This is a genomic window from Pseudoalteromonas sp. MTN2-4, assembly GCF_042848605.1.
Classification (GTDB): Bacteria; Pseudomonadota; Gammaproteobacteria; order Enterobacterales; family Alteromonadaceae; genus Pseudoalteromonas.
Genome location: NZ_BTGK01000010.1, coordinates 126,114 through 152,949 on the forward strand (window position 1 = coordinate 126,114; position 26,836 = coordinate 152,949).

The window sequence follows — 26,836 nt, forward strand, 5'->3', positions numbered from 1 at the left end:
CAGCATGGCATTATGGGGCGGCCGTTTTTCATCAGGACCTGATGAGGCCTTTAAACAGTTTAATGATTCTCTGCCGTTTGATTACCAAATGGCGGAGCAAGACATTATCGGCTCAATCGCTTGGGCCGGTGCACTTCAACAAGTAAAGGTGTTAAGTGCACAAGAGCATACTGAGTTGGTTGCAGCTTTGAATGAGCTATTAAGCGAAGCACAACAAGATCTATCAGCAGTGGCGAGCGCTGGGTATGAGGACATCCATTCGTATGTTGAAGCTAAGCTGATAGACAAAGTAGGCGACTTGGCGAAAAAACTACACACGGGCCGCAGTCGCAACGATCAGGTTGCGACTGACTTTCGTCTTTGGAGTCGAAGTACAGCCGAACAAATTGTTGAAGCCATTCAAGCTTTAAAAGCTGAATTCGTCGCCCTTGCCGAACGTGAACTTGGCACAATTCTACCTGGCTATACGCACTTACAACGTGCGCAGCCGGTACTATTTAGTCATTGGTGTATGGCCTATGTTGAAATGCTTGAACGAGATGAATCTCGTTTAAGCGATGCTATAACTCGATTAAATGTCAGCCCGCTGGGCAGTGGCGCGTTAGCAGGCACAGCTTATCCGATTGATAGAGAAGCTTTAGCGCACAATCTTGGCTTTAGACATGCCAGCCGCAACAGCTTAGATGCAGTGTCTGATCGCGATTTTGTTGTTGAGCTTTTAAGTTGTGCCAGTATTTCTATGATGCATTTATCTCGTTTCGCAGAAGACTTGATTTTCTACAACTCAGGTGAAGCTGGTTTTATTGAGTTGGCTGATAATGTGACTTCGGGTTCGTCGTTAATGCCGCAAAAGAAAAACCCAGATGCTTTAGAATTGATCCGTGGCAAAACCGGCCGTGTCTTTGGTGCATTCAGCGCCATGATGATGACACTAAAAGCATTACCGCTTGCATATAATAAAGATATGCAAGAAGATAAAGAGGGATTATTTGATGCTATGCCAACTTGGCTTGCTTGTATTCATATGGCACAAGCCTGCATTAAGGGCATTGAGGTTAATGGTGAAGCAACGTTAAAAGCAGCAAAAGGCGGACATGCTAATGCCACTGAGCTTGCCGATTATTTAGTTGCTAAAGGTATTCCATTTAGAGAAGGTCACCATATTGTTGGGCAACTTGTTCAGCATGCGATTAGTAAAAGTCAAAACCTAGAAGATTTATCACTTGATGAATTTCAAACTGTTTGCCCAGTAATTGCAGAAGATGTTTACCCTGTACTAGAGATAGATGCCTGTATTGCCGCACGGCAAGCCCTTGGTGGCACATCCTTGCCTCAGGTTGAGCACGCCATCAAATATGCTAAACAACAAGCACAATCTAAATAATGCTGAATATTCAATGGGTTTGTTAGAGCTCGTTTTTTGACGCTTTTAGCAATGCTTACTGAGTTCATCAATTGACAACCAGCTTGAACATAAAATTAAATGCTATTGAGCACTGATTTGGTTATTAAATTGGTGCTTTTTTGTTTCTTATGAGCATAAAACAAGCATTTAATCAAGGTTAGTGTAATGTAGTGTAATATTGGATCGATCATTGCTAAATAACTTTTAACAATAATTCAACGTCACTTTTGTGACTCTCTGTTTCACAGCGTAAATAAGGAAACATTATGTTAAAGGTAATTAAAACTTTAGTATCAAAGCAACGTTCAGCTCAAAGCACTAGCCAAATCAATTCTCTTTCTGGTAAGGTAATTAAATCTGAAAAGTTTTTAGAGCAAATTACTGGTGCTCGCGGTGGTGGTACACTTGAACCTAGAAAAGGTGAGAAGCAGGATTAGTAAGCTCTTTTGGTGGGGATATTTTTAGCTTAGACAATTTGGGTATACATTTTGATACCATTATTGTACTTGGTATGGTTTTGGCATTTTTATTGAATGCTTTTTTTTACATTTCGAGTATTAGTAAAAATCTATCCCTACTTATCACTTCCGCAGTGATGGCTATTTCTTACTTTACTAGTAATCACTTTATAGATTTGTCGGCCTCAAGAGAAAATATTTATATATCTTGGATCTTGTATGACATTTTAACAATCTTGCTCATTATATCTCTCAATAAACTCACTAAACAAAAGTATTGTTGTGCGGCAAAGTATACGATCATTGGTCTTACTTTGAATGCTCTCCTCTTCTTGTTGATTCATATAGATCTTAGGGTATTGGACAATAGAGAACCTTGGTGGTTTTGGTATTTTTATACGTTAGCGATTAACACAATTGATGTGATTATGGTTGCATCTTTAATACTAGACCGAGATTTCTTGTGCTTAAAGTTTTTCAAAAATAGAGTAAAGAAATACTTCACTAAACGGCAAAAAACGATTTCAGCTTAGCTTTATCGTGAAAATACAGTATGCAATTTACTTTTTGCCTTAAGCTCTTATGTCAATGTTGTCCACAATAAATACATTCATTGTGTTCTAAGACTTGTTTCTATGAGTAATACCGTTTAGTTTGTCACTCTATTTAGATGAACTAAATAGTTCTTTAAGACTTTTTATACCGCTTAATTACTTCAGGTTATGTATTACTGTGGGTCTCTTTTTTTCCTCAGCAGCTTTTACAAGTTTTGTATCACATTTTGTAATTTGGTGCTTTTTAATGGCTACCTTATTAAATTTTGTGAAGATGTCTGGTTGGCAATTTCAAAACGTCAATAAGGCAAAAATTAAAGAGCCAGTGCTGCTTTCTGCCATAATGTTTCTCTCTTATTTTGTTGGCAGTGTAATTGACTACTTTGTAAACTTGAAAGAATTTATTTCTTATTTTCATCCGAATAGTTATTACTTTCTACTCGATATTTTAACGGCACTGCTTATTTATAAAGTGGTTAATGTAAGCTCAAGACAAGGTCAATTATGTAAATTCTATTTATTATGTGGGCTTTTGTTTAACGCATTACTCTTCCTAATAATTCAAATAGAAATTTTTCTTATACACGAAGGCTTTAAACTTTATGAGCGTTGGTGGCTTTGGTACGTGTTTTCTATTGGTATTAATTCTTCCGATGCCATGATGGTTTTAGTGCTGATACTTCAAAAGGATTTCTTAAAAGTTTACTGTTTATTTAATAAAACCCGAGGTAGTTTGAGTAAGTAGATCACATGAAAAATTACGATATGGTTTATTTTGGTAACTACATTGACTGGGACTTGGTGACTGGTTTTCTTAGTATGCATTTGGTCACATGGTTACTATTTTTAGTTATGCTGACCAATTATGTGAAAACATCAAATGTGCATGCTTCTAATGCTGAAAGAGCTGAGAGAAAAGAGATTTTAAAAGTATCATTCTTGATGTTTTGTTCATACGCACTAATGATACCAATAGAGTATGTAGTGACCCTATTAGACTTTTCTTCACATTACTTTCCCTATACGGTGTATCTTTTATTAGACCTTTTCACAGTTCTACTTCTTTGCTTTGTGATGCATATACGTAGTGAAAAAGGCCAACTTTGTAAACGCTATGTTGTTTTTAGCTTACTGTGTAACTCAACCCTATTTATATTAATCCAAATCGATTTGTTGCTAATGTATAACCATTATAAAGCGATGGATCCATGGTGGTTCTGGAGTGTCTTCACGATAGGCATAAACTTTTTTGATGCAGTGATGATCTTAGCTCTACTAATCCCTAAAGATTTATTGATGTTGAATAGGCTTTTTTTGAATCGTAAAAGAGTTAAGGTTGTGTTATGAAGTTAGGTACATTACGTGACTGATATTCAATATATATTTGGTGAGCTTTTACACCTAAATCCTATCGCTCGATTCTTATTTGGGCATATAGCGACATTTCTTTTCTTTATGGTGCTCTTGATAAACTTTGGACGTACATCGGTTAACAACAGCAACCATCTAAACAAAGAGCAAACTTATGAGCCTCTAACACTCTCTCTCATTATGTTTATCTCCTACTCTATATTACTTCCTGTAGAGTACTCTTACTGGTTTTCTGAGCTTAGGTCAGTGTATTTACCTAATACGCTTTATTTAGTTTTAGATTTGCTGACGATTGTATTTATTCTTCGCTTTTTCAAACCAAAAAGTGAAACAGGCAAGCTTTGTTGTTTGTATTTGTTTGTAGCTTTAAGTGTAAACTCATCGCTTTTTTTTCTATTACAAATGGATTTTTTACTTACTTACCATAGATTAAAAGAAGAAGGGGATTGGTGGTTTTGGACTGTATTCAGTTACGGAATAAATGGCTCAGACCTTATCATGGTCCTAGTATTAGTGATACAAAAGGACTTTTTAGGTTGGTACAAATTGAGCGAAAAAATTAAGAGCGCTTATTTACGCCCTTAATTAAAATCGAATTTCCCAGCTTGCTGAGACTGCTGTGTGAGTCTCAGAGTCTTTGGGGAGTGTATCTTTCCAAACACGCCTTGTTGATAGCCTTCTGCTATAGCTGACACTCTCAGTTTTATCCGTGTAATTTTTCCAATAAGGCCTTGGCAACAATAGGATCGACAAACTCGGTCACATCCCCATGATGTAAAGCAACTTCTTTAACGAGTGTTGAGGAGATGAATGAGTTTCTTTCTGAAGGCGTTAAAAATACGCTTTCAAGATCAGGATTGAGTCGGCGGTTCATATTCGCTAACTGGAACTCATAGTCAAAATCTGAGACAGCACGTATGCCGCGAATTAATACTTGGGCATTTTGTTGCTTAGCTAAATCGACTAATAGTCCAGAAAAGCCGATGACTTTAACGTTTTTGTATTCACTTAACACCTGTTCAGCGAGGTCAACGCGCTCATCTAAGTTAAAGCAAGGCTTTTTACTTGGATTGTTGGCAATGGCAAGTAATACGACATCAAACATTTTAGCTGCACGTTTAATTAAATCTGCATGACCATTTGTAAGCGGGTCAAAAGTGCCTGGATATAGTGCGGTAACTTTCATAACAATTTAGTCAGAATAAAATTTCCATGATGTTATCAAGCTTTGTAGTAAATATCACTGGTCTGCTTAGCAACTTGTTGCTTATAACTAAGCCGTTTTAGTGGTATTTTCAGTATGGATATGATTTTTATGAATCTGTTTTCTTTTTGGGAAACGTCACATAATTTATGTCTTATGACAGAATCAAATAAGTAATTAAAGCAGAATTTAGTTATTATATTCATCATTATTAGCGTGTCTGAGAGCAGGATATGAATACCAAGGAAAAAATTATTCGTACCAGTATTGCCTTATTTAACCTTCATGGAGAGCGAGCGATCACTACCAATCATATCGCTTCAAACTTAGGTATAAGTCCCGGCAATTTGTATTACCACTTTAAAAATAAAGAAGACATTATCCGTAATATCTTCACTCTGTATCGAGAGCATTTAAGTACGCACTTTAAACCACTCGACACATCTCACGAGCCACTAGAACAATTAACACAATATTTAGATTCATTGTTTGAGCTTATGTGGCGTTATCATTTCTTCTATGACAACTTAACTGACATTCTTGCAAAAGACAGTGAGTTAAAAAGACAATACATAGAGTTTCAAGCCGATTTGTTTAATCAAGTGCGCTCTGTTGTGATCGGATTACGCAGTGCTGGCGTAATAGAAATTACAGATGAAGATGCATCTGAGTTCGCGCACATGTTAAAGATGACGGTGAGCTTCTGGACACCATATGTTAAAGCGCGTCGTATGACAGGGGTATTAGAGCAGCAAGATATCTATAATGGTATTGTTAAAGTGTTGGTTTTAGTCAAACCATACTGCACAGATTTGAGTTTTAAGAAAATTAGTGACCTGCAAAAGCAATATCAGCAATTGGCTGACGAGGCTTTACCTAGCATTGCCTAATCACACTATATTGTTTATTTCCTCATCGCATAGAAATTTGTTATAATCGCGCGCCCGACTGACGCGGCGCGCATTCGCCCACCTTAAGAGTGTTTCTATGCTTAAATTTATCGTAAAATTGCACCCTGAAATCGCGATCAAGAGTAAATCTGTTCGTAAACGCTTTACCAAGTTACTTGAGAAAAACATCAAGATGATTTTAATTCGTCGAGATGAAAAAGTTCGCGTAAAAAATAACTGGGATAACATTGCAGTTGAAACGGATATCAGCGATGCACCAACCCGTGAATGGTTTATAGATAACCTAAAACGCGTACCTGGTATTGTGCAATTTATCGAAGTACAAGAAACACCTTTTGAAACCATTGACGATATTTACCAGCGTACGCTAGAGCTTGCGAGCCACACCATCGAAGGTAAAACTTTCTGTGTTCGCGTAAAGCGTAATGGTAACCATGACTTTACTTCAAGTGATGTAGAACGCTATGTAGGTGGCGGTCTAAACCAAAATGTTGAAGGCGCAAAAGTTAAGCTGAGCAAGCCAGATGTAACAGTTAAAATCGAGATCAAAAAAGACTTAGCTTATATTATTACTCATACACATTATGGCATTGGCGGTTTTCCTCTGCCGACACAAGAAGATGTGTTATCTCTTATTTCAGGTGGTTTTGACTCGGGTGTTGCTACCTATCAAATGATGCGTAAAGGTGCACGTACTCACTTCTTATTCTTTAACCTTGGTGGTGCTGCCCACGAAATCGGTGTGAAACAAGTGAGTCACTATTTGTGGAAACAATTTAGCTCGACTCACAAAGTTAAGTTCATCACAGTAGACTTTGAACCAGTAGTTGCTGAGATTTTAGAAAATGTAGACAATGGCCAAATGGGTGTGATCCTTAAGCGTATGATGATGCGTGCAGGCGCAGCCGTAGCTGAAAAAGTGAATGCTCACGCGTTAATCACAGGTGAAAGTGTTGGTCAGGTTTCAAGTCAAACATTGGCAAATTTAAGTGTGATCGACCGTGTTACAGAAACATTGATCTTACGCCCGCTTATTCAACATGACAAAGCAGATATCATTAAGATTGCCCGTGAGATTGGTACAGTAGAAATGGCTGAATCTATGCCTGAATACTGTGGTGTTATCTCTCAGAAACCAACTGTAAAAGCGAAAATGTCTAAGATCTTGGAAGAAGAAGCTAAATTCGACTTTGATGTTTTAGATACGGTAATCAAAAATGCGACAGTAAAAGACATTCGCGAAATTGAAGAAGAAGCGAAAGAAGAAGTTAAAGAAGCCGAAACTGTTAGTGAGCTTCCTGAAAATGCTGTGGTACTTGATATTCGTTCGCCAGAAGAAGAGGATGCAAACCCACTTGAGCTTGAAGGGATAGAAGTGGATCATATTCCATTCTTTAGATTAGCGACTAAGTTTGGTGATTTGCCTCAAGATAAAGAATATTACTTATATTGTGCCCGTGGCGTAATGAGCCAGCTGCAAGCACTTATTTTGCACGAAAACGGCTACATGAATGTAAAAGTGTACCGTCCTTAGCAAGTATTTTTAGTTGTCAGAAAAGCCGAGTATAACTCGGCTTTTTGCTATCAACTTGTTTGTTCTAAACGATTGATTTGTTCAAGCATGGTTCGGTTATAAGGCGCATCCAGCCCGAGTTTTTTCGCCTCACCAACGATATAGCCACAGATTGCCTCAATTTCAGTTTTACGCCCTAATTTTAAATCTTGTGCCATTGATGAGTTATTACTGCGTGTTTGTCGCATAACGGTATACGCACTGTTGAGCGCTCGAGCTAATGCGATATCAACTCCTAATTTATCGGCAATAAAACAGGCTTCATTTAATAAGTTCATCACTTGTGTGGCGTAACTTGGTTTTAGTAATTGCCCATTTTGAACTTGATGCAAAGCGGTGAGCGGATTAATGGCAATATTAACCATCAGCTTTTGCCAGCGCAGCAATGTAATGTCTTGATGGATAGCACTGTGAGAGATACTTTCAGCAAATACCGCTCTATAAAAAGTATTAATATTATTTTCAGCTTCAGTATTACAAGCACCTAAATAGGTAGCACCAATGCCCGTTTGAACTACGGTGCTGCTCGAAGCTTTAAGCGCACCGCGTGATGTACTCATAAAGTATAGGCTCTGAGTCGTACTGAGTTGCGACGTGATCTCTGACAAATCGGTAATACCATTGTGACTGATAATTATCTTGGCTTCTGGTGTTAAATAGGGCTGAATGACATTGAACGCATCTATGAGCTGGTAAGCTTTGACACAGATAAAGCAAATTGAGATGGGGTCTTGTGAGGTTAAACTTGTGATATCAGCTATGTTGGCAGTAATTGGAGTGACGGTTTCGTCTTCTTGATAATAAAAAGTGTCGTTTTTTTTGTTTCGAGTCACTAGCGTGATTCGATTGTGTTGGCTTAAATGAAATGCAAAGCTTAAACCAACAGCACCAGCACCTAAAACATGAATATTAGCCATGCTTACGAACTCGCCATTCTCGCCATGCGAAATAACTTAAATAGTAGCTGGCAGCACCTGCTACATCAGCAACAAAATCACCAACAGAAGCTTGCCTATGAGGTAGGGTATCTTGCATGTATTCAATGCCAATTCCGTAAGCGGTTAATAAACAAAGCTGAAGCCAGATTGGAATACGAATGGCGTGATGCATAATAAAGGCAAGCACGAAGAAAATACCAAAATGTGCGATTTTATCAGCGTGCTCAAATCGAATGCCTGAATGCTGGATCTCTTTAGCAAATAAAACAGTGCAAATACTTAAAGTGAGTAGTAATAAAATTTGGTAAATACGCCGAGTCACAAAACTTCCTATATCTCTATGCAGGCAAAGTGGAACCAGTATATCACCGAAAAATGGATGGTGGGTGAATATACGAAAGAGCTCTGTAAATAGATGTCATCAGGCGAGATAAATTTATTCACCGAGTCGGTTTTTGCTTGTTATAATCAGGCCATAATATGATTAGGAGATAGATAATGCCATCATTTGACATTGTGTCTGAAATTGAAATGACAGAAGCGAAGAACGCGGTAGATAATGCGAACCGTGAACTTGAAACCCGTTATGACTTCCGTGGTGTTGATGCATCAATTGAGTTAGTAAACGAAACGATCAACCTGAAAGCTGAAGCTGAGCAGCAAGTGATGCAGTTGTTCGATATCATTGCAGCAAAAGCTTCAAAGCGTGGCTTAGATGTTTCAAGCCTTGAGCTTAAAGATATTGAGCGCTCTGGTAAGTATGTGTCACGTAAAGTTGCCCTGAAGCAGGGTATTGATAAAGACATGGCGAAGAAAATCGTTAAACTTATCAAAGACTCAAAAATCAAAGTACAAGCGTCTATTCAAGGTGAAGAAGTGCGCGTAACAGGTAAAAAACGCGACGATTTACAAGAAGTGATGCAGTTAATTCGTACTGGTGAACTTGGTCAGCCTTTCCAGTTTAAAAACTTCCGCGATTAAACCTTAATATGGATAGCTAGTACAAGTATAGCTATCCATATTGAAAATCTCGTATTGAATGTTTTATCGTTTTTTAGGTGCATTAGCTTGCTGAGTTAATCTTCTAGCTCTTTCTCTTTCGGCATGCTCAGCTCGTTTTAGTTTTTCATTTCTAGCAACTTTTGCTGTTTGGTAACCTTTTTCAAATTCTTGTCTTATCTCAAAAGGGCAAACTTTAGGGTTTTCTAAGCCGTTCATTGCTAAATCAAAACCACTCTTATAAGTACAGTAATTAGCAATGCCTTTAGTGTATCCATCTAAGTAGTTATTTTTGGCTGTACTAGGTAAAGTGTCTCCACATTGATTTTTGAACTTTTCGAAAGTTCTGACATGTTTTCCATTCAAGGCTGTTTTTTCCCCCACTTCAAACCAATTAGTAGAGGTGTCACATGCCACTGATTCTGCTGTCGTGTTGCATCCTAATAATATGAAAATGTTAAGAAAAGCAAAAATATATAATTTTTTATTCATACCCTTAAATATCCCTTTGTTGTTCTTGAGTTAATAAAATATTTTCTAAAAGACTAATTTGTTTGTCGATGCCTGAGGTGTCAGGGAAACGATCTGCTACTCTTTTCATTATTTTTAGGGCTGCTTGATAGTTTTGTAAATCAACATAAAGTTGAGCACGCCCTAGCAAAGCAGGCTTAGTTGACAGAGGTATTGCTTCAGCTCTTAGGAATAAGGTTTCTGCATGTGTAAAGTTCTTTCGTGCAATTAGGAAATCAGCGTATTCAAGGAGCGCTTTTGCATGATTGGGATTTACTTTTAGTGAAAGTGTAAAGTCTTGTTCGGCTTGTTCTGGTCGAGATAGCTCTCTATTTAATATCGCCTTATGTAAATAAATGATACTTTGCTTTTCATCGCTAAAAGTAGATATTTTATTATCCAGGGAAGCAATGATTTTTTTGCTCTGATGCCATAGCCCTCTTTGTCCAAGCCAGGCTAAATACTCATTCAAACTATCTAATTCTAGTTCATAGTTATTGATGTGAGTTGATATCAGTTCAACTGCGCGGTCAAAGCTGTCTAATTGCATATGTAATTGCGCTGCGATCTTAAGATTATTTTCGCTGGTATCTCCTAATAATATTGCCATTTCTAGAGAAGACAGGGCAGCTCTATTGTTGTCTAACTCTAAATTAAGAATAGCCTGATTTAGCCATAGCTTATTGTTGTTGGGGGATTTGGATATTAGGTCAGTTAGCAAAGACTGAGCAGCTTGAAACATACCTCCTTTAGTAAGGGCAATAAAAAGCCCTTGTTGCCACTGCTCTTGTGAAGGTTCGATAGTAAGTGCTTTTTGATAGGCGCTGATTGCTGAGTATGGACCATGAAGCGTGAGATTTAAATATCCGAGCTGGCCATATATAACCGCATCTTGCGCGCCCAAAGAAACAGCTTTTGCAAAGTGTTCTCGTGCTTTTATTGGCTCGTCTTTGATGAGATAAAGCTGTCCTAAATCACTGTAAGCGCGCACTAACTGTGGGCTTCTTTGTAGAGATGATTTATAGGCTTGCTCAGCTTTTTCATATTCTTCTAAAGCAAAATATAACTGTGCTTTCAGCATTATCATGGCAACGCTCAGCTCAATTTCATAAAACTCTTCTAACTCCTTCAGCACTTGTTGTTTTTTTCCTTGTTCTAACAGTGCCTTCAAGCGCTCGGCTGTCTCTAACTCTTCAGGTGCTATGTTTGCCTCTTTTTCAGTGTAAGGTCCCGTAAATTGAGGCAGTACAAATGTTGGAGGTGCAACTTCTATCTTAAATTGATCATATGATGAGCTCGCAAATGCGACAGTGCTACACAAGCTTTGAGACAGTAGCGCAGCAATAATTATTTGTTTTAGTTTCTTCATTGATTATCTGCCGTAATTGAAGTTAATAGAGTAAAAGTAAATTGCTTGTACAGCTCTGCCATCTTTCTTTGGCTTGCTGAAGATTGCATGGCTAACCCAAGCGCGGATCACTTCTTCCATTTCGGGGTAAACTGGATCAACAATACGTTTGATATAGGGCTTGCCTGATTGATCAATGATCAATTCGACCTGTGTCTTGATTCGTTTTACCCCCTTTTGTCTAACAGACTTGGGGGGCGGAAAGTATTTTTGCCGGACGACTTGTGGCACGCGGTCGAGTTTTTCTACAGCCAATAAAGGCATATCAAGGGCTAATCGTTCTTGAATCATCTTTGCATCAATCGTGAAGTTGGGTAACTCAAGTGACTCGACTTTTGGGAGTGTCATTGTCGGTTTATCAGCATAATTTATACTAGGTCCGTCACCTAAGCTGGCTAGGTTAAGCGCGGTTTTAGATGGCTCACTACTGCTCGAAGTAGTTTTTATTGGCGGCGGGGGCGGGGGCGGTGGTGGAGGAGTTGGTAAAGCCACGTCGATTTTTCTGGTAATGAGGTCCGCTTTCGGTGCCTTAGGTTGCTGTTTTAGTAAATGTAAGCTGAAAACTAAACCTGCAACAATCATTGCACTTAGCAGCCAGGGAATGAGAGCGAGCGTTCCATACTTTAATGAATTATGAGTCAGAGTGGCCATATTATTGCGCCTGTGTTGCTAGGCTAATATTGCTCAAACCTGCGAGCTTAGCTTGATCAATGACTTTTACCAATAACTCTGTAGGAACGCTTTTGTCTGCTTGAATGATCAGTGGACGAGTTTGCGTACGGCTTGCTTGCATCAATGTCGCTCTTACACCGGCAACGCCAATATTAGTTCCTGCATACATGACTTGACCGGTGTCCGTTATCGCAATTAAAAATACTGACTTTTGAAGTTGCTGACTCGATACGGCATTGGGCTTATCAACTTCTACCCCTGTTTCTTTTACAAATACAGTGGTCACAATAAAGAAGATAAGTAGTATAAAGACCACATCAAGTAGCGGTGCTAAGTCGATCTCTTGGCTTTTAGATTCGGAGATTTTTTGTTTTATTAGTGAGCGCATGGCGTATTTACCTGCCAGTTAGAAACTTTGCTTCTTAAAGCGGTATGTAGCAAAAGGCCAGGTACAACAAACACTAAGCCTAGCTGTGTTGTGAACATCGCAGTGGCAATCCCGCCACTGATCATCTCTTGCATATCTAGTCCGTTGTTGACAGACATGAAATTAAAGGTGCTTAGCAATCCACTGATTGTGCCCAATAGTCCCAATAAAGGTAAGGCCGCAAGCAGTGTCTTTAGAGCGCTTAACCAGTAATTACAACGTGTAGCCCATTGTGCATTACAGGCTGTGAAAGCCAGTAAGGATAAAAGCTTACCGTAACTAAAAAAAGCAACGCCAATCAATGTCCATACTATGGTGTTGTTGAGTAGTTTTAGGAATATGCTGATATCTGTCATGTTAGTGTATCGCAAATTTACTAAGCTGAATTGCATTGGCTTCAAGCTTGGCGTTATAGCTTTTAGCCTTACGATTTAACAGCGCACTTATAATGAGTGATGGAATAGCAACAATCAGTCCCAGCTCTGTTGTAACTAAAGCTTCCGATATTCCTCCCGAGACGGTTGCCGCATCTCCAGTTCCAAAGGTATTCATCATCATAAAGGTATTTATCATGCCAGATACGGTACCAAGTAAACCTAAAAGCGGAGCAATAGCTGCTGTTGTAGTAACAACGCCTAAATAGTTTTCAACCTTATGTTGATGCTGCATTAAGTAAGACACGATTTGATCGTCTCTTTGCTCTGAGACTGGTGTATCGAGCGCGATTTGAACTAGCTTTTTCTCTGCGCCATCAAATGGGATTTGCACTTCTAATAACGTTTTTTTGGCGTTGAGTTGCTCAATAAAATCTTTGCTAATACGAGGTAAGCGCATGAGTTGAATGCTTTTAAGTAGCGCTGCGATCAGTGCTAATAAGCCAAAGAATAAAATAGGTAATGCCCATACACCGCCTTTTTTAATGTGAGAAACTATTCCTTGCTGGTTATTTTGTAATTTTGTGGCATTACCGAGTGTTGGGTCAAAAGTCACACTACCTATGCCCGTTTGATTGAGTTGCTGCAATTGCGCTGCTTGAGCATTTTGGCTAATCCCTTTAACAAGGTTGGGGAGAGTTTGATTCACCGGGTTTTCAAGCAACCCACCAGACTGCAATTGGGAATTATATGCCAGCTGTATAGGGCCAACATTGAGGACATTAAAGGATTTGACCTCACCGTTTGTGCTGATCACATCGGTTTGTTGCCAGCTTGGTGCAAGATCGTCAATTAATTCATTTCTTAGTTGCTGAAATATCTCAGGTTTGATTGCGATATCACCCGTTCCAGTATGCTCAAAAGTAATGTTTTCTTGTTCCAAATAAGTTTGTAATAACAGTTTTTGGTAATTATCTTGTTCTCGCCACTTATTGATCCGGTCTGAGAGCTGCTCAATGCTCATCAACTGCTCATCGGCAGTTCGTTGAATAGTTGTAGCTTGTTCTCGTAATGCTTTGACCGCAGCAAGTTCTTTATCTAGCTGGACCTGATACTTTAAGGTTTCTTCGTTAATCTTAGACTCAAGTGCTTGCAGTGACTTTTTAGATTCAGTGATCCTGTTAATGAGCTCTTTACTGATAGGATTAGGGGCGGCTTTAGAAGAAAAGCCAGTGATCAACAAGAGAAGTAATATTGTGAGCCGAGTGATCATAATAAGTCCTTTTCAATGGGGGCTATTGCAAGAGGGGCATTCACAAAGGCTGCAGTTGTGGGTTTGTTGAGCATAGATTTGATTTGTATAAGAGATTGCAAAAGGTCTTCTTGCGAAGAGAGGCCTAATAATTGCTGAGCTTGCTCCGTGTGGTGCCACTGCCAGCCATGTTGCTCTACCCGACCTATACCAAAGTGTTTCCCATCTTGGCTAACGTACCAAGCCTGTGATAAACCCAAATAGATCTGACTTACGAGCATTTGTGTTTCACCGCCAGCTGTAGGAATAGTCATATTGGTATTATTCAGCGCAACTCTTTGATTAAATTCATTCGCTGATTTAAACATACTTAACAGTTTTTCTAGTTGCTCGCTGTTCGAGTAAGGTGTGCTATTAATGGTCGTTAAAGCATCTTCCCATTGAGCTTGAATAGGAGGGGGTAATAGAGGGGAGACTCTATTAATAAATTGCATTAGGTTTTTTAGCTCGGCTTTAACCAATCGCTGATTTTCTTCAAGCTGTTGCTGTTGCTGAGTGAGCTCAAATCGCTTTTCGTCCACTTCGCTTCGCGCGTCTTTGGCTTTATTGATTAATGCACGCAACGCTGCTTTTTCTTCTTTTAGCAACTTTATTTGATTTTGTAATGATTGCTGATTTGTTTGCCAGCTCAATTCTAGTTTGCCTTTTTGGCTTTCTAAGTCTAGCCATTGTTGCATTAACTCATAATCGGTTTGGTTGGCAAATGCACTGCTAGACAGCGCTGTCATTAAGAGGACTGTTTTTTTCAATTATTGTTTTCCCTGTACTCTTCTTAGATACAAACTACAATTACAGAAATAGTTTACATAATCAACAGTTAGCGTCATTAGTTTTTTGCATGTTGTAATAATAAGGGTATGAAAGTAAAAATTTTTACTGTTCTAAATAGGAGGTTTTATATAAGGAGATGTGTTTTTTAAAGTGAATTAAGGGGACTTAGGCCCCCTCAAAAAATAAGTTGACTATTGCTCTGCCAGAAACGCAATAGAGCTAGGGTTTAATTCAGTTGTTAGTCTATCTTTATACTTTTCATTTGTGTTGGTATTTAGAATATCAACACCAGGCGCTGTCGGGTCGCCAATGCTCATCCATAAGAAGTTAGCTGAATCTAGCTTGATGTTACTGATGGCGGTTTCACCCGTATTAGCAATACCTGAAGCGACGATTTCACCTGAAGTTGGGTTAAACTCATGCAGGGTAGATTTCACATGGTAAGACGGCGTGAAGAAGGCTTCTGAGCTATAGAAGTACCCCTTTTCTGCAGACACAATGGCTGTGCCACTGATGTAACCGCTAGTATTATTTTCAATATCTTTCGCTGTTAATACTGATTTCACTGAATAATCAGCAGGAGAGATTTCTTCAATACGGCTAAGCTCTAAGCTTGGTGCTGAGTAGCCGCTGCGTGTTGTTACATAAATCTTGTCATTTGCTGCAATAATACTGTTTTCTAGCGGGTTTACACCAGCAAGAGGAATACCTTTAAAGCTGTCTTCGCTGTTTGCATTTGTTTCAATTTCTTCATCTGTTGCAGTATCAAATACGGCTACATATGCAGTACCTGCAGAGAAGTTATCGTTTTGCCTTTGCATAGCGATATAAAGCTTATCGTCTAAGATAACCGCAGCTGATGGAGATGGCGTGCCATTTTTATTGTCATTGCTGTAAGCCGAAATATCTAACTCACCAATTTTAAAGTCTTTTTGCTGAGTTGCTTGCGGGTTAACGATCCATACTTTGCCTGAGCCATAGCGGAGTAAATAGGCTTTAGTGTCACTTAATGAAACTAGAGTGTAAGGGTTGCGGCTGGTTGAGTCTTGATCATCTTGCGTCGAGTAAGACCATACCGCAGCGTCTTTTTCAGCTACATTGTATTTATCAATGGTATCGATAAAGAAGCGGCCGATGTGGAAAAGATCTGAATTATAGCTGGCAACCGTGTAATCTGACTTGGCTTTGACATAATAACCAGTTTCTACTTGTTGATTGAGAGCATCAACAAATACGACTTCAGAACTGGTGTAATCAGGTGCAATTGTTTGTACTGCGGCAAAATCCGGGGTGTCTTTAACATCGCCCAGTGAAACTGTGATGTTTAAAGAGGTACTTAGTTTGTCAGCTTCATTTTCTGTCGCTGTCAGAGTAACTGAAAACGTGGTTTTTCCAGCTGTTTCGAAGTCTTGTGCAGTTTTGAAGCTTAGTTCGCCCTGTTGCGTGATAGTAAATAAGTCACTGTCGCCACCGCTAATTGTTAAGGTAATAGCGTCGCCGTCAGGGTCATTCGCAGTATAATTTGCAACCAGTGTGGTGTTTTCAAGTACAGATGGGTTCAATTCACCGCTCAGTGTTGGAGCACTATTTTTGTCTGAACTGCCACAGGCTGACAGCAGCAGCGCCGAACAAATAAGGCTTAGTGAGAAAGGAGCTCTTGAGCTATTAAATTGCATAGTTATAGACCTTTAATTGAGTATTTGACTTGAAAGCTGCGTCCTTGAGCGGGGCGGTTTGCTAAGTCTTGATAGTCGTTATTGAAAATATTATTCACTTGAAGTGACAACGTATGTTGGCTGTTTTGCCAAGTAACACTGAAATCGCTGATTTCTCTATCACTTGGTGTGCCATTGCCTTTGGCTTGCGTATTATTGAAGCGATTCGTTCTGTTGAAATACAACTCTTTATCGATATGGGTATCGAGTGATAGTCGCCAAGCTTCGTTCAGTTGATAATCCAAACTGACGCTATATTGCTGATGATATATACCTGGTAGTTTTTTATCGTCAAATGCAACAAACTCGGAGTGGGTTTGGCTATCGATTACGTTGGCTTGTAGCTGCGTGCTCCATACTGAACTAAATCGGTAATCTATTTGTAGTTCAAAACCATTTAAAGTGGCATCACTGACATTGGTATAACTGCCAGTGCCGGTTGAGTTAAATATCGCAACAATGGCATTTTCTTGCTTTGTTCTGTACAAACTGCTGGTGATATTGAGTGCACTTTTATTGTAGCTAGAGGCCAACATAAAGGTGTTGGAGTGCTCAGGTGCTAGATTTGCATTGCCTTTAAACGCGCCTCTATCACCATATAACTCGAACAACGTGGGAGTGCGAATGCCCTTAGAAAAGGCTAACTCAATTTTAATGGCATTAAAATACGTGGTTGCGCCAAGTTCATAGCTGGAATAACTGTCATCTTGCTTGAGTTGATCGATTTGCTCAGCACTCACATTTCGTTTTTGATTGCTCGAGCGAGACGTTTGTTTGTTAGCGAGTAAGTAGCTTTGCAAAGGTAAACCTTCACTTTGCCATTCAACTCTTGTTCCGAAGTGTATGTCTGTTTGTTGTGCTTTTACATCACAGCCACTGAAACCATTGCATATATTGATTTGATCATTTAAAAGTTGCTCTGAAATGAATTGCTGTTTTGCAAGGTTGCTATATGGTAAAAGCGTAATATTGTCGAACACAAAAGTTGGTTTTAAGCTGACAAAATATTTATCAGTATCGTAAAAATAATCTCGCTGTATTACGCTACTTTGTGCGTCAATATAATGCTCCTTTTTACTATCTATGTAGCTTTCAAATTCGACTTCAGATAAACGCTTTGAGCCACTTTTCCACACATGAATGTACCCAGCCCGCCAGTTTTTAGTTTCGAGATTTGAAAGGTTTTCTGGTGAATTATTTTGATAATTAGCGATGGCTTTATTTTGCTTTGTATACTGTGCATTGAGGCGAATGTTATGCGCATCTAATGAGATTTGATCATTTATGTACAAAGCCGTTTTATCATAATCGTTATTACGTAAAGGTTGCTTAGCACTGATGGCAGAGTTATCGAATGTTTGCGGTACTATGTAGTCATAGTCATTTTTGACTTTTAAAAACTGACCGCCGAGTGAAAGAGCGTGAGTGTCTAGCTTGATGTTGTGACTCAAATTAGCTTCTTTAAAACCAAAAGATCCCACAGCCAAGCTCAAACGAGTTTGTGAAGCGGATGGATTGTACGTGTTTACTCGGATCACACCGCCAATTGGCGTCTTACCCGTGCCAATCGCCTGACTTTTACTGACTTCAATGCTTTGAATTTGCTCTACTGGGATCTGATTTAAATCGAAGCCGCCAAATTGATTGTCGTTTATTAATTGACCATCGATATACAGCTGTACTTGTTTACTGCTTGAGCCTCGAATAGAGATATTGACTGGATTGCCAACGCCACTAATTTGCGTAATTTGCACCCCATTGATAGTGCTTAAAACGTCAGATAGGCTTTGTGCGCTGGCAAGAAATTCGCTGCGTTGGATCAATTGATAGTTTGCTGTAGTGGTGCGTTGTTGCTCTATTTCGATGACTTCCATCTCATTTTGCGTATTTTGTGCATAGGTAAACTGAGCGCTAGGCAAAAAGCAACAAACAATAATAAAACGAGAAATTAGCAACTGCATACGCACCTCAAAATGAGGACGATAAGATACGTCACCAAAGCGAAATTACGATGGCTAATACCTTATATCGCCCACCGCAATATAATCTATGGTTGATAGTTAGGCCGGTCTCCGGGCTTATGCAGTGATTGCAATTACCGTTGCGGGGGCAGCGTTAGATTACTTAACCTAATAACAACGCTCAAAATAGAAGACTCAATTATGAAGGTTGTTTTAAGTTTTAGGGTACGTCACTAACTTCCCGATTATCTCAAATCGATACTATGATTTAAGCACCTAGCTATTTAGACGGCTAGTCTGATGGCTTTATACCGAAAAGTCAAAGAAAGAAGTGCTGAGCAGAGCAGTTGAGTAGTGTGAAAAATGTGCTTCGCAAGTATTACGAAGCACAAAAAAGAAATGCTTAATGTGAGATTAGTTAGTTGAAGGCAATTCCATGATGCCGTCAATCTCGATTTGCACACCTTTAGGTAATTCTCTTACACCGATAGCTGCACGTGCAGGGTATGGCGTTGAGAAGTGTTGGCTCATGATCTCATTTACTGTTGCGAAGTTGCTTAGATCAGTCAGGAAGATATTTACCTTAACCATATCTTGTAAGCGACCGCCTGCTGCTTCACACACTGCAGTTAGGTTTTTAAACACCTGTTGAGTTTGTTCTGCAAAGTCTTCAGAGATAACTTCCATAGTGTCTGGCACTAATGGGATCTGGCCAGACAGGTATACAGCAGTACCTACTTTAACCGCTTGGCTATATGTGCCGATCGCTGCAGGTGCATTGTCTGTTGAAATAATTGCTTTGTTCATAATAATCCTACTTTTTACGGTATACACGTTGAACGTCAGGCATCACCCTGATCTTACGCATCACATCCGCGACGTGAACACGGTCTTTAACCGTGATACCTAAATCAATAATATATAAGTTACTTTCTTTTTCGTCAGTGGCAATTTCGACGATATTTGCGTTGGTACTTGCCACTACGCTGGTTAATTTTGCAAGCGTACCTTGGTGGTTGATGATTTCAACTCTTAGACCTGCAATATATTCTTTTTCTGGGTTGTCGTCCCATTTTACGACGAAATATTTTGAACGTTCGCTTTCCCAGCCTTTAATGTTTTTACACTCTTGGCGGTGAACGTTTAAGCCCTTACCTTGGCTCACATAAGCAGTGATGGCATCACCTGGTACTGGACGACAGCATTTCATGTAGTTAACGAGCATGCCTTCAGTACCAATGATCGCAGCTTTTGCTTTTTTAGCTAAATGTTCAATACTGCCATCATCTTCGTCAAGGTCATCATTTTGCAATAAGCGCTTAGCAATCAGTACACTCATGATATTGCCACAACCAATCTCAACCAGAAGTTCAAGCATGGTCGAAAGCTTGTGCTCTGCTAATACACGGTCAATTTGCTCTTGTGAAACATCACTTAATTGATATTCGCCAAGGGCAGAATCGAGTAAACGGCGGCCTAGTTCGAGCGCTTCTTCTTCGCGTTGGCTCTTCAGATAGTTGCGAACACCTAAGCGCGCTTTACCTGTCACAATGAAGTTTAACCAAGTGGCGTTAGGGTGAGCACCAGAGCTTGTAATCACTTCTACGGTTTGACCGGTATCGAGTGCTTTACTGAGCGGATAAGGTTTACGGTTTACTCGCGCACCTACACAAGTGTTACCGACATCAGTGTGTACCGCATAAGCGAAGTCGACGGCAGTGGCACCCATAGGGAGCTCCACAATACGGCCATCTGGTGTAAAGACATAGATTTCTTCTGGGAATAGCTCAGTCTTAACGTTTTCAACGAACTCAAACGATGAGCCAGCACTTTGTTGTAATTCAAGTAAGCTCTGCATCCACTGACGAGCACGCTGCTGTGCAGTGTGACCCGCACTATCGCCAGCTTTCTTATACATCCAATGTGCGGCAACCCCTTTGTCAGCCATTTGATCCATATCGTGGGTACGAATTTGGATCTCGACTGGAATACCATGTGGGCCAACAAGTGAAGTATGTAGTGACTGATAACCGTTGGTTTTTGGTACGGCAATATAATCTTTGAAACGTGTTTCGATTGGCTTATATAAGTTATGAGCCACACCGAGTACACGATAACAAGTATCTAGGTTGTCAACAGCAATACGGAAAGCATAAATGTCCATGACTTCGTTGAACATCAATTCTTTGTTGAGCATTTTTTTGTAAATGCTGTATAGGTGCTTTTCACGGCCGCTGACATTCGCTTCAATACCAGCTTCTTCAAGACGAGACTTGATTTCGTTTTGAATATTGCTGATCACTTCTTTACGGTTACCGCGAGCTTTTGCGACTTCTGATTTTAGAGCGCGATGACGCATTGGGTAAAGCGCTTGAAAACCTAGGTCTTCTAATTCATTTTTAATGTCATGAATACCAAGACGATTTGCAATAGGCGCAAAGATTTCTAGCGTTTCACGGGCAATACGACGACGCTTATCAGGGCGAAGTGCGCCAAGTGTACGCATGTTGTGGGTTCTGTCGGCAAGCTTAATCAAAATAACGCGGATATCTTGCGTCATCGCCATGATCATTTTGCGATAGTTTTCAGCTTGGAATTCTTTTTTATCTTTAAAGCTGAGTTTATCTAACTTACTTACACCCTCAACAAGCTCCGCGACTGTATTACCAAAAATCTCAGCAAGATCTTGCTTGCTGAAGTCGGTATCTTCAATCACATCATGCATGAGTGCCGCCATGAGGGTTTCATGGTCTAAACGCATGCTGGCGAGAATTTGAGTCACTTCAACTGGGTGAGTGATATACGGCTCGCCACTAGAGCGAGTTTGCCCCTCATGGGCTTCACGCGCCACCACGTAGGCTTTTTGAACCAGTTCTACGTCAGCGGGGGAAAGGTATTCTGAGATCTTTTGCTTCAGGCCTTCAAAAAGATACATTCACACTCCAATGTTCCAGTGAAGTAATATGATGCTATGAATATACGATGAATTATCAGAGAAACCAATGGCTAGCTGTGACTTTTATGTCTACGGAGAGTAATTAACCTGAACTCTGGGTAATAAATCTATCTCCAGAGGCTACTTTCAACGCTAACAGCGTTGAATTCACTTGCAATAGGCCTGCTATTGACGCGCTAATTTGCCTTGCCTACATGGATGTAGGTACCTTGGCGATAGCAGGACGCGTGAGCGGTGTTATCCTTAAAAGTCTCCGTCTACAGATTAAATGATATTTATTTATGTAAGACCAATATGCTAGTAAATCTCTTAACCAAAGCTCAGGCTAAAATTTTGTTGTAGAGCCCTAGAAACAACAAAGCCAGCATTAAAGCTGGCTTTGAGTATGAAGTGCAGGGGGTTTTAGCTGTTACCGCCAACAATTGCAGCAACCGCAGCAAGCTCTGCAGCTTCTTGGTTTTGTTGCTCTTCACGATCGATCATATCAAGAGACGAGTTGTTCACAAGTCCTTGTTCGATCTCACGTAGAGCGATTACAGTTGGCTTATCGTTTTCAGCATCGACCATAGGGTCTTTACCACCTACAGAGATCTGACGAGCGCGACGCGCCGCTACTAGGATTAAGTCAAAACGGTTACCAATTTTATCTACTGCATCTTCTACAGTTACGCGAGCCATCGAAGCACTCCAAAGTTATTCATGTCGAATTAGTAAGTTTACTTGATGCAAACCAATTCTCCAATAGGTGGTTAAAAATTTATCTTGTTTAAATGAGAGAGATTAAGCCAATAACTCAGCAATTAAACTTTGATGACGGTGTTTTTGTGCATCCAGTTCAAGGCGAGCAGCCATGACAATATGCTCAAGTTGCATTAGAGCTGTTTCAAAATCATCATTTACCAATACATAATCGAACTCATCATAGTGCGAGCTTTCTGATTTTGCTTCCGCCATGCGGCCAGCAATTACTTCTTGAGAATCTTGTCCGCGGTTATTTAAGCGATTTTCAAGCTCGGCTTGCGACGGTGGTAAAATAAAGACCGTTTTTACTGTTGGCATTAATTCACGAACTTGACGTGCACCTTGCCAATCAATATCTAAAAACACATCAATGCCTTGCTCAAGTTGTGACTCTATCGCTGCTTTTGAAGTGCCATAGTAGTTTTCGAAAACTTGCGCCCATTCAAAAAAGTCGCCCTGATCGATCAAGGCTTTGAATTCATCTACACTAATAAAGTGGTAGTGCTCACCATTGTTTTCACCTGGGCGAGGGCCGCGAGTAGTGTGAGAAACTGACACTTTAATATCAGCATGTTTTTCTAACAGTGCTTTTATCAGGCTTGATTTGCCAGCACCAGAAGGCGCTGAAAGAATAAATAAATTACCGCGAGTTTGTGATGTCATAATTAAATCTGTGGCTTGAAACGTGATTTGGTTTCTAAAAGCATATTTTAAACCCTGTAAGTTTAATTGGCTAGAACAGATTTCGAGCGCAATAAAATTGTCATACAGCGGTTGTAAACTAGTCAGATACTGTTTCTGTTTTGGTGATCTGCAGTGGAGAATGGTCGCATAGAGGCGTCTAAAATTGACGCGCAGAGTTTACAAACAATTTTAGACGAACGCTTGGTTGAGCCCTTATTTCAGCCAATTTGTGATGTTGCGCGACAAACTATTTTAGGCTTTGAGGCACTTAGCCGAGGTCCTAAAGGATCTGAGCTAGAATCACCAAACACCTTGTTCGCTGCAGCACAGCGTTTTAATAAACTCTCTGAATTAGAGCTATTATGCCGTGAAAAAGCGATAGAGCGCTTTGCCGAATTAAACTTGTCGGGCAAATTATTTCTAAATGTCAGCCCGAATACATTGTTAGACCCTAATCACCCAAGAGGTGAAACCCTGCAGCTTATCCAGCAATATGGTTTACAAGCCAACCAAGTTGTCATTGAAGTGACTGAGCAAGATAAAGTCGATGACGGCTTTTTGTTGTTAAAAACCATCGGCCATTACCGTAAATTAGGTTTTAACATTGCTATTGATGATTTAGGTGCCGGTTACTCAGGGTTAAAACAGTGGTCAGAGTTACAGCCTGATTTTGTAAAGATAGATCGCTACTTTATTGATCATTGCGATCAAAGCTTGGTTAAGCGAGAGTTTTTAAAGTCTATTATCGAGCTTGCCAAAGCAACGCGTACAGCTGTTATTGCAGAGGGAATTGAACGCGCTGAAGAATTGGCATTGATCACACAACTAGGGATTAGTAATGCGCAAGGTTTTTTAATTGCACGACCCGCAAATGCTCCATTGAATGCCTATCCAAATACTCTAAAAGAGTCGAGCCAAGCACAAGGAAATGTGATGCATCGAGGTTTAGTTAAAACAATTGGGGAGTTAACGCATGTTACCCCAGCGGTACTAAATGGTGTATTGTGCCAAGATGTACATCGTGTTTTTGAAAAAGATAAGCAGTTGATGAGTCTTGCTGTCGTTGATGAGCAGCAAATGCCTATGGGCTTGCTTCACCGTGATCAATTAACAGAAGTCTTTGCAGCGCCTTATGGTCATGCTTTATATGCTAAAAAGCCTTTGGCTTCTCTCATGCACAAACAGCCCTTAATTGTAGATGAGCAAACTCAGCTAGATGAAGTAAGTCAGTTAATTACTGAGCAAGACTTTGATATTCGTCGCCACATTGTAGTGACGCAATACGGAAAGTATTTAGGTTTGGTACCTCTTAGAGCGATTTTAAAACACATTACCGAAGAAAAAATTCGCAATGCACAGCATGCAAACCCACTCACTATGTTGCCTGGTAATGTCGCAATTAACGAAGCTATAGAACAGCGACTGTTAAATAAACAAGACTTTACGTTGGCGTATATCGACTTAAATCATTTTAAGCAGTTTAATGACTTGTATGGTTATGCCAGTGGTGATGGGGTGATAAAGCTCCTAGCTGATGTGATAAGTCAGTGTTGCGCAGGCTTTTCTGGATTTGTTGGACACATTGGTGGTGATGATTTCATGGTGGTGTTTGATGGTGATGATGCCGAACCACTTTGCCGAGACATTATTAATGAGTTTGAGTTGAAATCTAAAAGCTATTTTACCGCTGAGCATGTCAAAGCTGGGGGTTATTGGGCTACAAACCGAGAAGGGCAGCAGCAATTTGTGCCTTTGCTCACATTATCAATTGGCCTAGTGTCACCGCATGTTGATAGCTGTCATAACAGTCATCAGGTCGCGGCGCTAGCAACGGATGCCAAGAAGGAAGCCAAACGTTATCGCAACAGCTATTTATTTGTGGCAAATAAGCGTCGACCAACAGTGGCGATTGTTTCTTAATCAGAAATACTTGAGTCATGGCTCTATTTTGGGTAGCTTAGAATAAAATGAGTGGGAGCCCACTATATGCAGAGACTCATCAATTTTTTCATTATTATAAGTGTTTGTGCTGCTTTTCAGCTTCAGGCAAAAGAAACTGAAACCATAAAAGTCGCAAAAGAACCAAGAAAGCTTTATGAGCGAGATCATTACCTTTATGAGTTGCTCGATAAAGCGTTAAAAGCTGCAGACGCCACTTATGACTACGAGCATGTCACTGTTCATCCTCATCAACAGCGTACTCTGATGGCGCTGTCGTCAGGTAAAGTTGACCTACATTGGAGTATGACCAGCCCAGACCGTGAGCAAATCGCAATAGCCATTCCTGTGCCTTTATTTAAAGGTTACATAGGCAAGCGGGCGATTATGGTTAAGAAAGAGCGCCTTACGCAGTTCTCAGAACTTAACAGTATTGAGCAATTAAAAGCATTTACTGCAGTACAAGGGCATGATTGGCCAGATACTAAAATATTGGCGTATAACAACTTGCCGATAAAGCCACTCTCTAATTATCAAGCTATGTTTAAATTATTAGCTGCAGGTAGAGTCGACTACTTCCCTCGCTCTTTCATTGAAGTGAATTCTGAACTTGAAGAAAACCCGGATAAATTTGTGTTATTGCCGAATGTATATTTGGAATATCTAACAGCATTTTATTTCTTCGTAAATAAAGCAAAGCCACAATTAGCAGATGACCTAAAGCGTGGATTGAATAAATTAAAAAATAGCGGTGAATTTGATGCGTTATTTTCGCGTTATTTTGAAAAAGATTTAGCGCGGTTATCTATGTATCAGCCTGATAAGGCCATCAGGTTGAAGAACCCGTATTTTAATGCTGAATAAGTAACATTCGGTAAAACAAAAAAGGAGCCGAAGGCTCCTTTTTTAAACCCAATACAGTCGTAATTACTTAAGTAATGACTCGGTTAATGTCGGGCGAATTTCTTTTACGATCTGTTGGCAAAGCTTAGGTGAACCACACACGATGTTACCGCTCTTCGTGTAGTTAGTACCGCCAGCAAAATCTGTGATCATACCGCCAGCTTCTTTAACTAATAACTCACCAGCTGCAGTATCCCAAGGCTTAAGACCGATTTCGAAGAAACCATCAATACGACCAGCTGCAACATAAGCCATATCTAGTGCTGCAGAGCCTGCACGACGAATATCAGCAGTGTGAACAAATAACGCTTTGAATGCGTCAGTATATGCATCAATGTGGTGCTTTTGCTTAAATGGGAAACCAGTCGCTAGCACAGTACCTGCGATTTCGTTGTTTTTAGCAACACGAAGACGCGTGCTGTTTAGCTGTGCGCCTTGACCACGAGAAGCTGTGAATAGCTCACTACGTACAGGGTCGTAAATAACTGCTTGGTCTAAACGACCTTTTACTTTAAGTGCGATTGAGATGGCATAATGAGGAATGCCTTTGATGAAGTTTGTTGTGCCATCTAATGGATCGATGATCCACTGGTAGTCAGCATCTTTACCCTCGGTAACACCTAGTTCTTCACCCACGATTGAGTGCTCAGGATACGCTTTTAAAATCGTTTCACGGATGATAGCTTCCGCTTCTTTATCTACGTTAGTAACAATATCGTTGCTGCCTTTTTGTTGGGCTTCAACACGTGATAAATCTTCACTTGCACGTAAGATCACTTTAGCTGCATTACGCGCAGCGCGTACCGCAATGTTTAACATTGGATGCATAGCATTACCTTTGGGTTGTAAAAGAACAGTATAAATTCGTTGCCCACTGACAATGCAGTAAGCACAGGACGGCGTATTCTAGCGATTTTTGCCTTAAAGTAAACCCAAAAAACAAAATAAAATTGTTGTTTTTTTGACCGCATTGAAATTGCTATTAAAAAATATAAACGAAGATTTTTGAGTGGCAGAAAAAGGCTGTGGTAAACTTAGCCAATTATCAATT

At 40.0% G+C, this 26,836-nt stretch carries 26 protein-coding genes, 1 pseudogene and 1 riboswitch; of the genes and pseudogenes, 10 read left to right on the forward strand and 17 right to left on the reverse strand.

Going from position 1 to position 26,836, the window contains the following annotated elements:
- Positions 1-4: 4 nt before the first annotated feature.
- The 5 genes and pseudogenes from argH to ACGHEH_RS18785 all read left to right on the forward strand — a co-directional run.
- A pseudogene (gene argH, locus ACGHEH_RS18765) lies at positions 5-1,375 on the forward strand (argininosuccinate lyase); the annotation flags it as partial.
- 296 nt (positions 1,376-1,671) lie between these two features.
- A complete protein-coding gene (locus ACGHEH_RS18770; RefSeq protein ID WP_157599092.1) occupies positions 1,672-1,842 on the forward strand; it encodes a hypothetical protein in 171 nt (56 codons plus the stop codon).
- An 822-nt stretch (positions 1,843-2,664) separates the two neighbouring features.
- Complete coding sequence (locus tag ACGHEH_RS18775) at positions 2,665-3,162, forward strand: hypothetical protein (RefSeq protein ID WP_390448472.1); 498 nt, start codon at positions 2,665-2,667, stop codon at positions 3,160-3,162.
- 5 nt (positions 3,163-3,167) lie between these two features.
- The gene (locus ACGHEH_RS18780; protein ID WP_390448475.1) at positions 3,168-3,764 is read left to right on the forward strand and encodes a hypothetical protein; all 597 of its coding nucleotides are present in this window, start codon (positions 3,168-3,170) and stop codon (positions 3,762-3,764) included.
- Between the two features lie 15 nt (positions 3,765-3,779).
- Positions 3,780-4,373, forward strand: coding sequence for a hypothetical protein (locus ACGHEH_RS18785; protein ID WP_390448478.1), 594 nt, complete (start codon positions 3,780-3,782; stop codon positions 4,371-4,373).
- Positions 4,374-4,491: 118 nt separating this feature from the next.
- Here ACGHEH_RS18785 and coaD read toward each other — a convergent pair whose 3' ends face one another.
- Complete coding sequence (coaD, locus tag ACGHEH_RS18790; protein ID WP_390448481.1) at positions 4,492-4,974, reverse strand: pantetheine-phosphate adenylyltransferase; 483 nt, start codon at positions 4,972-4,974, stop codon at positions 4,492-4,494.
- Between the two features lie 251 nt (positions 4,975-5,225).
- Here coaD and ACGHEH_RS18795 point away from each other — a divergent pair, with 251 nt between their 5' ends.
- Positions 5,226-5,882: a TetR/AcrR family transcriptional regulator gene (locus ACGHEH_RS18795; protein WP_390448484.1), complete on the forward strand. Its 657-nt coding sequence runs from the start codon at positions 5,226-5,228 to the stop codon at positions 5,880-5,882.
- 97 nt (positions 5,883-5,979) lie between these two features.
- A complete protein-coding gene (gene thiI / locus ACGHEH_RS18800; RefSeq protein WP_390448487.1) occupies positions 5,980-7,437 on the forward strand; it encodes a tRNA uracil 4-sulfurtransferase ThiI in 1,458 nt (485 codons plus the stop codon).
- A 50-nt stretch (positions 7,438-7,487) separates the two neighbouring features.
- Here the strand turns inward: thiI and ACGHEH_RS18805 are convergent, their stop codons facing one another.
- On the reverse strand, positions 7,488-8,393 hold the full coding sequence (locus ACGHEH_RS18805; protein WP_390448490.1) for a ketopantoate reductase family protein: 906 nt from the start codon (positions 8,391-8,393) through the stop codon (positions 7,488-7,490).
- Positions 8,386-8,736, reverse strand: coding sequence for a VanZ family protein (locus ACGHEH_RS18810; RefSeq protein WP_349285043.1), 351 nt, complete (start codon positions 8,734-8,736; stop codon positions 8,386-8,388). The genes ACGHEH_RS18805 and ACGHEH_RS18810 overlap by 8 nt, the downstream gene beginning before the upstream one ends.
- 176 nt (positions 8,737-8,912) lie before the next feature.
- Between ACGHEH_RS18810 and ACGHEH_RS18815 the strand changes: the two genes are divergently transcribed.
- Positions 8,913-9,395, forward strand: a complete 483-nt coding sequence (locus tag ACGHEH_RS18815; RefSeq protein ID WP_058031068.1) for a YajQ family cyclic di-GMP-binding protein — start codon at positions 8,913-8,915, stop codon at positions 9,393-9,395.
- A 63-nt stretch (positions 9,396-9,458) separates the two neighbouring features.
- Here the strand turns inward: ACGHEH_RS18815 and ACGHEH_RS18820 are convergent, their stop codons facing one another.
- From ACGHEH_RS18820 to gmk, 13 genes are all read right to left on the reverse strand, one after another.
- Positions 9,459-9,905, reverse strand: coding sequence for a DUF2799 domain-containing protein (locus ACGHEH_RS18820; RefSeq protein ID WP_390448494.1), 447 nt, complete (start codon positions 9,903-9,905; stop codon positions 9,459-9,461).
- A 4-nt stretch (positions 9,906-9,909) separates the two neighbouring features.
- Positions 9,910-11,292 (reverse strand): tetratricopeptide repeat protein, encoded by a 1,383-nt coding sequence (locus tag ACGHEH_RS18825; protein ID WP_390448497.1) that lies wholly within the window; start codon positions 11,290-11,292, stop codon positions 9,910-9,912.
- 3 nt (positions 11,293-11,295) lie between these two features.
- The gene (locus tag ACGHEH_RS18830; protein ID WP_390448500.1) at positions 11,296-11,982 is read right to left on the reverse strand and encodes a hypothetical protein; all 687 of its coding nucleotides are present in this window, start codon (positions 11,980-11,982) and stop codon (positions 11,296-11,298) included.
- A gap of 1 nt (position 11,983) precedes the next feature.
- Entirely contained in the window at positions 11,984-12,391 is a 408-nt protein-coding gene (locus ACGHEH_RS18835; RefSeq protein ID WP_138478422.1) for a biopolymer transporter ExbD, read from the reverse strand.
- Positions 12,379-12,786: a MotA/TolQ/ExbB proton channel family protein gene (locus ACGHEH_RS18840; protein WP_349285037.1), complete on the reverse strand. Its 408-nt coding sequence runs from the start codon at positions 12,784-12,786 to the stop codon at positions 12,379-12,381. Before ACGHEH_RS18840 ends, ACGHEH_RS18835 begins: the two co-directional genes overlap by 13 nt.
- A gap of 1 nt (position 12,787) precedes the next feature.
- Positions 12,788-14,077 (reverse strand): MotA/TolQ/ExbB proton channel family protein, encoded by a 1,290-nt coding sequence (locus tag ACGHEH_RS18845; RefSeq protein WP_390448505.1) that lies wholly within the window; start codon positions 14,075-14,077, stop codon positions 12,788-12,790.
- The gene (locus tag ACGHEH_RS18850; RefSeq protein WP_390448508.1) at positions 14,074-14,865 is read right to left on the reverse strand and encodes a DUF3450 family protein; all 792 of its coding nucleotides are present in this window, start codon (positions 14,863-14,865) and stop codon (positions 14,074-14,076) included. The genes ACGHEH_RS18845 and ACGHEH_RS18850 overlap by 4 nt, the downstream gene beginning before the upstream one ends.
- A gap of 213 nt (positions 14,866-15,078) precedes the next feature.
- A complete protein-coding gene (locus ACGHEH_RS18855) occupies positions 15,079-16,563 on the reverse strand; it encodes an Ig-like domain-containing protein (protein WP_390448511.1) in 1,485 nt (494 codons plus the stop codon).
- 2 nt (positions 16,564-16,565) lie between these two features.
- The gene (locus ACGHEH_RS18860; RefSeq protein ID WP_390448514.1) at positions 16,566-18,563 is read right to left on the reverse strand and encodes a TonB-dependent receptor; all 1,998 of its coding nucleotides are present in this window, start codon (positions 18,561-18,563) and stop codon (positions 16,566-16,568) included.
- An 84-nt stretch (positions 18,564-18,647) separates the two neighbouring features.
- A riboswitch (cobalamin riboswitch) is annotated at positions 18,648-18,858 on the reverse strand.
- A gap of 119 nt (positions 18,859-18,977) precedes the next feature.
- A complete protein-coding gene (locus ACGHEH_RS18865; protein ID WP_058031058.1) occupies positions 18,978-19,370 on the reverse strand; it encodes a RidA family protein in 393 nt (130 codons plus the stop codon).
- Between the two features lie 7 nt (positions 19,371-19,377).
- On the reverse strand, positions 19,378-21,498 hold the full coding sequence (gene spoT / locus ACGHEH_RS18870; RefSeq protein ID WP_390448518.1) for a bifunctional GTP diphosphokinase/guanosine-3',5'-bis pyrophosphate 3'-pyrophosphohydrolase: 2,121 nt from the start codon (positions 21,496-21,498) through the stop codon (positions 19,378-19,380).
- 423 nt (positions 21,499-21,921) lie between these two features.
- The gene (gene rpoZ / locus ACGHEH_RS18875; RefSeq protein ID WP_058031056.1) at positions 21,922-22,197 is read right to left on the reverse strand and encodes a DNA-directed RNA polymerase subunit omega; all 276 of its coding nucleotides are present in this window, start codon (positions 22,195-22,197) and stop codon (positions 21,922-21,924) included.
- Positions 22,198-22,299: 102 nt separating this feature from the next.
- The gene (gene gmk, locus ACGHEH_RS18880) at positions 22,300-22,923 is read right to left on the reverse strand and encodes a guanylate kinase (RefSeq protein WP_390448521.1); all 624 of its coding nucleotides are present in this window, start codon (positions 22,921-22,923) and stop codon (positions 22,300-22,302) included.
- Between the two features lie 183 nt (positions 22,924-23,106).
- On the opposite strand from gmk, the gene ACGHEH_RS18885 reads away from it, so the two are divergent.
- Positions 23,107-24,864, forward strand: a complete 1,758-nt coding sequence (locus ACGHEH_RS18885; protein WP_390448585.1) for a GGDEF domain-containing protein — start codon at positions 23,107-23,109, stop codon at positions 24,862-24,864.
- Positions 24,865-24,930: 66 nt separating this feature from the next.
- The gene (locus ACGHEH_RS18890; protein WP_390448523.1) at positions 24,931-25,746 is read left to right on the forward strand and encodes a substrate-binding periplasmic protein; all 816 of its coding nucleotides are present in this window, start codon (positions 24,931-24,933) and stop codon (positions 25,744-25,746) included.
- 63 nt (positions 25,747-25,809) lie between these two features.
- On the opposite strand, the gene suhB is transcribed toward ACGHEH_RS18890, so the two are convergent.
- Positions 25,810-26,613, reverse strand: a complete 804-nt coding sequence (gene suhB, locus ACGHEH_RS18895; RefSeq protein ID WP_138628350.1) for an inositol-1-monophosphatase — start codon at positions 26,611-26,613, stop codon at positions 25,810-25,812.
- Positions 26,614-26,836: the final 223 nt, after the last annotated feature.

Coding starts and splice junctions, on each gene's coding strand:
- ACGHEH_RS18770 (WP_157599092.1), top strand. CDS start 1,672: ATGTTAAAGGTAATTAAAACTTTAGTATCAAAGCAACGTTCAGCTCAA.
- ACGHEH_RS18775 (WP_390448472.1), top strand. CDS start 2,665: ATGGCTACCTTATTAAATTTTGTGAAGATGTCTGGTTGGCAATTTCAA.
- ACGHEH_RS18780 (WP_390448475.1), top strand. CDS start 3,168: ATGAAAAATTACGATATGGTTTATTTTGGTAACTACATTGACTGGGAC.
- coaD (WP_390448481.1), bottom strand. CDS start 4,974: ATGAAAGTTACCGCACTATATCCAGGCACTTTTGACCCGCTTACAAAT.
- ACGHEH_RS18795 (WP_390448484.1), top strand. CDS start 5,226: ATGAATACCAAGGAAAAAATTATTCGTACCAGTATTGCCTTATTTAAC.
- thiI (WP_390448487.1), top strand. CDS start 5,980: ATGCTTAAATTTATCGTAAAATTGCACCCTGAAATCGCGATCAAGAGT.
- ACGHEH_RS18805 (WP_390448490.1), bottom strand. CDS start 8,393: ATGGCTAATATTCATGTTTTAGGTGCTGGTGCTGTTGGTTTAAGCTTT.
- ACGHEH_RS18815 (WP_058031068.1), top strand. CDS start 8,913: ATGCCATCATTTGACATTGTGTCTGAAATTGAAATGACAGAAGCGAAG.
- ACGHEH_RS18820 (WP_390448494.1), bottom strand. CDS start 9,905: ATGAATAAAAAATTATATATTTTTGCTTTTCTTAACATTTTCATATTA.
- ACGHEH_RS18825 (WP_390448497.1), bottom strand. CDS start 11,292: ATGAAGAAACTAAAACAAATAATTATTGCTGCGCTACTGTCTCAAAGC.
- ACGHEH_RS18830 (WP_390448500.1), bottom strand. CDS start 11,982: ATGGCCACTCTGACTCATAATTCATTAAAGTATGGAACGCTCGCTCTC.
- ACGHEH_RS18835 (WP_138478422.1), bottom strand. CDS start 12,391: ATGCGCTCACTAATAAAACAAAAAATCTCCGAATCTAAAAGCCAAGAG.
- ACGHEH_RS18840 (WP_349285037.1), bottom strand. CDS start 12,786: ATGACAGATATCAGCATATTCCTAAAACTACTCAACAACACCATAGTA.
- ACGHEH_RS18845 (WP_390448505.1), bottom strand. CDS start 14,077: ATGATCACTCGGCTCACAATATTACTTCTCTTGTTGATCACTGGCTTT.
- ACGHEH_RS18855 (WP_390448511.1), bottom strand. CDS start 16,563: ATGCAATTTAATAGCTCAAGAGCTCCTTTCTCACTAAGCCTTATTTGT.
- ACGHEH_RS18860 (WP_390448514.1), bottom strand. CDS start 18,563: ATGCAGTTGCTAATTTCTCGTTTTATTATTGTTTGTTGCTTTTTGCCT.
- ACGHEH_RS18865 (WP_058031058.1), bottom strand. CDS start 19,370: ATGAACAAAGCAATTATTTCAACAGACAATGCACCTGCAGCGATCGGC.
- spoT (WP_390448518.1), bottom strand. CDS start 21,498: ATGTATCTTTTTGAAGGCCTGAAGCAAAAGATCTCAGAATACCTTTCC.
- rpoZ (WP_058031056.1), bottom strand. CDS start 22,197: ATGGCTCGCGTAACTGTAGAAGATGCAGTAGATAAAATTGGTAACCGT.
- gmk (WP_390448521.1), bottom strand. CDS start 22,923: ATGACATCACAAACTCGCGGTAATTTATTTATTCTTTCAGCGCCTTCT.
- ACGHEH_RS18890 (WP_390448523.1), top strand. CDS start 24,931: ATGCAGAGACTCATCAATTTTTTCATTATTATAAGTGTTTGTGCTGCT.
- suhB (WP_138628350.1), bottom strand. CDS start 26,613: ATGCATCCAATGTTAAACATTGCGGTACGCGCTGCGCGTAATGCAGCT.